Annotated in this window: 6 protein-coding genes and 1 pseudogene; 5 read left to right on the top strand and 2 right to left on the bottom strand. The window is 40.4% G+C overall.

All coding sequences use genetic code 11. The features are described 5' to 3' along the window. The first annotated feature begins 409 nt into the window (after nucleotides 1–409). The gene (locus tag RMY31_RS25410) at nucleotides 410–562 is read left to right on the top strand and encodes a lmo0937 family membrane protein (RefSeq protein ID WP_322667298.1); all 153 of its coding nucleotides are present in this window, start codon (nucleotides 410–412) and stop codon (nucleotides 560–562) included. 456 nt (nucleotides 563–1018) lie between these two features. On the opposite strand, the gene RMY31_RS25405 is transcribed toward RMY31_RS25410, so the two are convergent. After that, a complete protein-coding gene (locus RMY31_RS25405; protein ID WP_322667300.1) occupies nucleotides 1019–2593 on the bottom strand; it encodes a GMC oxidoreductase in 1575 nt (524 codons plus the stop codon). 254 nt (nucleotides 2594–2847) lie between these two features. Between RMY31_RS25405 and RMY31_RS25400 the strand changes: the two are divergent. Beyond that, nucleotides 2848–3729: pseudogene (locus tag RMY31_RS25400) on the top strand (hypothetical protein). Nucleotides 3730–3817: 88 nt separating this feature from the next. Here the strand turns inward: RMY31_RS25400 and RMY31_RS25395 are convergent. Then, on the bottom strand, nucleotides 3818–4732 hold the full coding sequence (locus tag RMY31_RS25395; RefSeq protein WP_322667306.1) for a hypothetical protein: 915 nt from the start codon (nucleotides 4730–4732) through the stop codon (nucleotides 3818–3820). Here RMY31_RS25395 and RMY31_RS25390 point away from each other — a divergent pair. The 3 genes from RMY31_RS25390 to RMY31_RS25380 all read left to right on the top strand — a co-directional run bounded on the left by RMY31_RS25390 (nucleotide 4719) and on the right by RMY31_RS25380 (nucleotide 6794). Further along, nucleotides 4719–4901 (top strand): hypothetical protein, encoded by a 183-nt coding sequence (locus RMY31_RS25390; RefSeq protein ID WP_322667308.1) that lies wholly within the window; start codon nucleotides 4719–4721, stop codon nucleotides 4899–4901. The two genes, RMY31_RS25395 and RMY31_RS25390, sit on opposite strands and share 14 nt — an antisense overlap. A 183-nt stretch (nucleotides 4902–5084) precedes the next feature. After that, complete coding sequence (locus RMY31_RS25385; RefSeq protein WP_322667310.1) at nucleotides 5085–6287, top strand: class I SAM-dependent DNA methyltransferase; 1203 nt, start codon at nucleotides 5085–5087, stop codon at nucleotides 6285–6287. Between the two features lie 246 nt (nucleotides 6288–6533). Beyond that, a complete protein-coding gene (locus tag RMY31_RS25380) occupies nucleotides 6534–6794 on the top strand; it encodes a hypothetical protein (RefSeq protein WP_409878389.1) in 261 nt (86 codons plus the stop codon). Nucleotides 6795–6886 lie beyond the last annotated feature (92 nt).

Raw genomic sequence — 6886 nt, 5'->3', positions numbered from 1 at the left:
TCATTACTGCACCCCAAAAACGCAGAGAAAGCTATGCCGCTAAATAACGCTTAATTACCATTAAAAACGATATCTTGTCCTAAAAAGTTTTCTTTTATACTTTCTCAAGTATTAAAAACTGCGGTTTGAAGGTTTATTTGTAGCAAGCGCTGTTTGTAACAAATGCCTACACAAATCCGCACCAAGTTGTCCACCAGCAACGTTACAGCTTGGGATTTTGATTAACAATCACATTCTTGAAGAAAAACACCAAAGCTGATTACCCATAAGACTAATTTTTAATTAATTTTCTTCCTCAAGAAAGATGATTTAAATTTATAGACCCCTCTAAAGGCAAATAGAATCAACATGAAACTATGGCTAAAATATATGAACAAATTAAAATTTACTTGAGCAAGACAGCAAATATATGTTAGGTATACTTTGGGGTATTGTTGTTGTACTGATTGCTTTTTGGGCATTAGGATTAGTACTTCATATTGCCGGAAATTTAATTCATGCAGTGTTGCTTTTAGCCATTGCTCTTGCAATCTATAATTTTTTCAAAACCCGTGATGTGTAGAAGAATAACGAAGATATTTTAGCTCGACTTTATCTAATTACGGTTGTACAGTGACTTTTTATTTGTCGCAGGCCAAATTAATGTCATTGAGGGTGTAAAGCTTGCACTCAAAGAGGGTTAAGCTTAGAAGTAACTTAGGGAACTTACAAGCTATATCAACACAAATAGTTACAATTACAAAGTGGGTAAAGCTGAACTTGATGACAAGAATTTGTATCAATGTTATTTAATTTGTCACTGTACACAGCATCAAGAAATTAGTGATGCGATCGCTACTGCTCTCAACTAATAATTTTCTTAGAAGATAAAGGCGATCGCGGGTTTGAGGGTGCGATCGCCTTTAGTTTGAGTATGTGGATCTCAAGTATCTAAGTATCCAAGTATTCGGTAGATGTATGCAAACAAGCTATATGCCAACCTGCGATGGCGAACCCCCTATAGGGTTAAATCGCCAAGTTATATTTTTCTAAGTCTAGGAATCCGGTTAAGAAAGTGATCCATGCTCCGTTCTGCCAGAGCTGCTATAGTCAGCGAGGGATTTGAGCAGGCTGTTGAACCGGGAATAAGCGCACCATCAACAACAAACAAATTAGGATAACCAAAGACTTGCCCATGAGTGCTGCATACTTGCCCAATTGTTGCACCACCAAGCGGGTGTGCTGTGAAACTGTAGTCAGGCGGTGTAGCAAGACTTGTACCATTGGCTTGGTTGAGTCGTTGGTAAGTATACTGGAGAGCCTGAGTATTTCTTTGACTATCAGCTGAGTTGTTAGGCCAGAACAAATCCGCTAATTTAGTAGCTGTATTGTAGGTAAGATAGCCCTCTGGCTGGGAAATTCCCTGACCAAGAACAGGAAGAATACCTTGTGGTACAAAAGGAAGTCCGTGAAATGCTTCAAGTATTACTGGGGCAATAGGGTTATCGAGATGCTCAACTGCGATTACACCTGGATTCCCTGGTGTTGGATTCGTTTCACCAGCATTAATCATTAAAGTAGTTGAATCGGAATTCGTTCCCCAAAACTTTCCTACCTGATTATTTAGCCGACGCAAAGTACGATTGGTTTTAGCACGCAGCAATAGTTCAGTAGTGCCAATTGAACCTGCGGCCAAAAATAGATAGTGACAAATAAAGGATTTTTGGACAAGCACTTCTCCTCGCTCGTTAATTTGATGGCAAACAACTCGATAACGTCCACGATCCGATTCTCCAATCATCGTGACTACGTGCAAAGGTCGGATTTCAACGTTACCAGTCGCCTCTGCCATACCTAGATAGTTGCGGTCTACGCTGTTTTTCGCCCCACTATTTGTACCGTAATAAACTTGACCATTAATAATGGAAGCAACCTTTTTACCTGCTCTTTCCTGACGAACAATATCCCAATTAATGGCTGCGTCAATCTTGCGTGTATTCAAACCAGCCTTACGGGCTTGCTCCATGAGAATGCGGCTTGCTAAGTAGTATTCAGTTTGGAGAATATCGTCTGGGATGGGGGATGCTTTGAGGATGGAACGCACCCGTGGGTAATAAACTCGATCTAGTTCAGAGTATTTAATAGTACGGGGAAAAACTTTATAAAATAGTTCCTCAGTTGGCTGATAAGTGATAGCACCGTAGACAAGCGAACCACCCCCAACACCTGCGCCACGATATACATTGATACCATTCCCTCTTTTGACATCGAGAACGCCAGTATATACATCAATGGGGATTTCTGGAACTGGTGGGGGTAAAACTGTAGTGGGACTGAGCCATGCAGCACGACCATCTGGGTTATCTGTTGTAGAGAAAGTATTGCCTGCGTCAGTGATTTGCCATCTTCTTCCTCGTTCCAGTACGATTGTTTCAATTCCAGCCTGACCAAGCCGCAATGATGTGACTGCACCGCCAAAACCACTACCAATTACTATCGCCTCAACATACTCGTCAACACCACCAGCCCAAGTGCGAACAGTGGATACACTTATGCTGGCTGCTGCCGCCGCCGATGCCTGAAGAAATCGACGACGATTTAGCATTTGGGACATATTTTATCTCCTATTTTTGCTTGCCATGTTTGCGAGGTTGTAAATCTTAGGTAGTTAGTCAGTGACTTAGCAGTTTTTGGTATTTTCAGCTAGGAATCTTTTAATTCGGGCAATTTTAATCGATTTACAACAATCATTGATACAAGTATCAGATTAATACTCAGTAAGCAACAATGCTTATTTCAGTAAAAATATGGGCATTCTTTGTTAAAGAAAAGGTTAAATTTTGGCAGGGTCTTACCCTCACCGCAAGTATCTATGGCACTTCCTCTAAGGATAAATTAACCGAGGATGAGCAACGCGATCGCTTGCATTTGGAGCGCAAAGTTGAGAGAGCATTTTTTGAGGCTGGCAAGGCGTTGATGGAATTGCGCGATCGCAGGCTCTATCGCGCTACACACAAAACTTTCGAGTAATATTGCAAAGACAGGTTTGGATTCGAGCGTCGTCATCCTTACAGATTGATTGAAGCTGCGGTTGTAGTAGATAATCTCATGCAAATATGTCCCACTGGGACACAAACCGAAACTGACTCAAGTGATGAGCAAGAGCAATCTGTTGGGACACAAAATGAAACAGATTCGAGCGAACAGAAAATGTGTCCCATTGGGACACAAATTTTGCCAACGAGTGAGCGTCAAGTCCGATCATTAACCAAGCTCGAACCCCAGCAACAGCAGGCAGTGTGGCAAAGGGCAGTCCAAATTGCTGGCGGTAAAGTTCCCAGTGCCAGAATCGTAACTGATGTGGTGCAGAGGATAATAGAACGTACCAGATTACCTAACACCTACCAAATCGGTGAAGTCTGCCAAATTCTCGCAAAGGACAACCCCGAACTCAGAGGTAAGGGTGGGTATTGGGGCATAGTTAATCACGTGGGTGAATTTAGTTGTACGGTTAAAACCTGGGATGGCGAGTACACGGTTGGGTTGCAATACCTAAAGTCCTACAATTATTTGCCTGATGAATGCGAACAGATGCAGCAAATTTGCGATCGCATCAATCGGGTGTATTCGAGTGAGTTGGAGGAGTCGGTGCAGAGGTTTTTGGAATCGTTGGGGAGGCTGAAGCGGTCTTATCTGACAGGCTTGGAAGAGAAAGTGTTGAGTTTGTTGGAGTTAGAAACTACAAATTAATACAAAATTTGATAAAAATTTGTTATTCCAAAATATTTTTGTTGATGTTAGCTACTTATTGAAATAGCCCTTTATTTCTATTTTTTTATTAAATAGGGGTATTAAGATCGCAATTTCCTTTTACATTAATAATAAAAGTTTCTTGATCACTATAATTTTGTTTTCTTTGCCCACTAAACTGAACAGATAATATATTATTTTTAAGTAGAGTAAGCCTCAACTCTAATATATGTTCAACTGTATAACTAGTTTTTAAAATGTAAATTGCTGCAAGACGGGCATGAGTTAGGAAAAGTTGTGGATCGTTTTTCAGTCTAGCCCATAAATTGAGAAAAACACATTGTTCTATTTTGGAGGAGTTGTCGTAACCTTTAATTAAATAACTCAGCATTGAGTAACCATTTTCGTTTTGGGTAGGAGAAGGTAGTTCATTAAGTAATATAAAACGCGCACGTAACTCAGCAATTTTATCTATACTATAACCATTAAAGCTCATTGCCATAAAATTTTTTCCTTGTATTTGTGAACATGGCTTTAATGTAATAATAAAGGTAGTTTTACCTTTTACTGATGTTGAAATAACACTCTCAACCTGCATCATTGCCGCTTCATTTTGGTAAGCGTAAGAAATTTGTTTCCTATAATAATTTTGTTCTGGTTGCAGATTACGTAAAGCAGCTTCCTGTGTAGGAGCATTTGGTAAAATATAAATTTTTACGCTTTTATCAGCTTGAGTATCAACAGATTCAGTTAAGAAAAGTTTGTCATCAAGTAAAACCCACGCATCTGAACTGCTAATACTCTTCTTGAACGAATTTATTGAATTATCTGTGGAAATTGGTTCCTTTTTTGCTGTATTAGATGATTTTGGTTTTATAGCTTTTTGCGTAGAGGGTATATTAGATTGTTTACGGCTAGATACTTTACTCGTTGAATCTTTTAAAGCATTTTTTACTGTTACTTTCTGGGTAATGCCTGACTGGTCTGATATGCCTCGTATCATGAAGGTCGCTGACAAGAAAAATAAAGGGCTGGGTCAGTTTGTTTTAGTCGTCTTACCTCCAATTTCCAATGTTATTAAAGCAGTTTGGAAAACTGCTAAAGAATCTAAAATTATTGATTTTGAGAGTTTCAAACAGCGTGCCAAGGCAACACCTACTTCAGCAGCTTGATAATTAATTTACTTAGACTTACATCAAAGAAGTAATAAGAGGTGAATGAATTAATGAAATACCAAGCTAACTCTACTGAAGCCATTGCATTAAAGCATCTCTAGTGTAGGATGTATTAACACATTTAGTTTTTGCTACTGCACGGCTGTGGAGACACAGGTGCTTGCCCTTGGAGTTAAACGGATGATCACAGGTGAGATGAGGTCAAAGGTTGACCGCCTTTGGACAACTTTCTGGAATAATGGTATCAGCAATCCCCTTTCAGTAATCGAGCAAATCTCTTACCTGCTGTTCATCAAACGCTTAGATGACCTGGAGTTAGCCCAAGAGAAAAAAGCAAACAGACTGAATAAACCCATTACTAACCCTATTTTCCCGCCCGAAAAGCAGCGTTGTCGTTGGTCTTACTTCAAAAACCTGACTGATTCTGAGGAAATGCTGCGGATTGTGCGGGATGAAGCATTTCCATTTATCAAAACCTTGGGGCAAAGTGGAGAAGACAGTGCTTATATCCGCCACATGAAAGATGCTGTTTTCCTAATTGCTAGTCCTGCATTGTTGGCTAGTGTGGTAGGGCAGATTGACCAAATCCCGATGGAAGACAGGGATACCAAGGGCGATTTGTATGAATATATGCTGTCAAAAATTGCCCAGGCAGGTACTAATGGGCAGTTTCGTACACCCCGACACATCATTAAAATGATGGTCGAATTGATGGCTCCAGGGCCAAGAGAAATTATCTGCGATCCCGCTTGTGGTACGGCTGGCTTTCTGGTGGTTGCGGCTGAATATCTGCGCGACCTCAAGGATAGCGATGGTAATCTAATTCTCAATGCGCCTGGGAATCGAGAACACTTCAATAAAGAAATGTTTCATGGTTTTGACTTTGACGGGACGATGTTGCGGATTGGCAGCATGAACTTGATGCTGCACGGTATTGAAGATCCCAAAATTGAAGCACGAGATTCTTTATCAGAAGACCATGCAGGAATTACTGAAGCATTCACGCTGATCTTGGCAAATCCACCGTTTAAAGGGTCGATAGAAAAATCTACGATCGCTAAAGATTTGAGTAAGGTTATTTCCACAACTAAAACTGAATTACTGTTCATTGCCCTATTTCTGCGGCTGCTGAAAATCGGTGGACGGGCGGCGGTGATTGTGCCTGATGGTGTGTTGTTTGGTTCTTCGACCGCACACAAGAAAATTCGAGAGATTTTGGTGGAGGAGCATAAGCTCGATGGTGTAATTTCAATGCCGTCAGGGGTATTTAAACCTTATGCTGGCGTGTCTACGGCTGTGTTGATTTTTACCAAAACTGGGGTTGGGGGAACTGATTACGTTTGGTTTTACGACATGGAGGCTGATCAGGGCAAACGCACGTAAAACCTGAAACCCTTGCGGGACAAGGATATTGATGAAAAAAGAGACTCAATTATAAAACGCCCAAACCCTTGCCATTAAAGGATTCTTATACTTTAGATGCGTTTGCCCTGGGAGGCTGATGGCTTATCCCTGGATGATAAGCGTCAGCCAGTAGAAGAAAAGATGTAATTCAAAAATTAGTAGATAGCAACTTGGCTAAAGTTGCAAATACAGGTGCAGTTTTTTACTTGGAGTTGGAAAAAAACGATGAAACTAAATCCTGTTTACGAGCTTAGAACCCTGAATCAATCGCAAGTATATATGATTGAGGGTACGCAATACAGATATCTACGAACTGAAGGTAATGGTCAGAATGCTAAATATGTGTTCTCACCGCTGCCAAATCAAAGAAAGACATCTGATATCAGCCTCAACAATACAAAACTGAGTATCAAATGTCAGTCAGTCGAAGGAATGATCTGTCAGCCTCCAAAAAACCAAAATGTTGTACAGATGGGGTTTTTGTGATGTCAATACATAAGCCACCAGTTGTCAAATACCCGATTAAGGTTCAAAGAGGTAGTTCACAAAAGATAGTTTATCGAACCATCAGAAATATT

Origin of the sequence: Dendronalium sp. ChiSLP03b (assembly GCF_034531165.2) — a bacterium.
GTDB classification, from domain to species: domain Bacteria; phylum Cyanobacteriota; class Cyanobacteriia; order Cyanobacteriales; family Nostocaceae; genus Dendronalium; species Dendronalium minutum.
The sequence above is the reverse complement of the archived record's forward strand: the minus strand, read 5'-3'. Positions and strand labels throughout refer to the sequence as shown.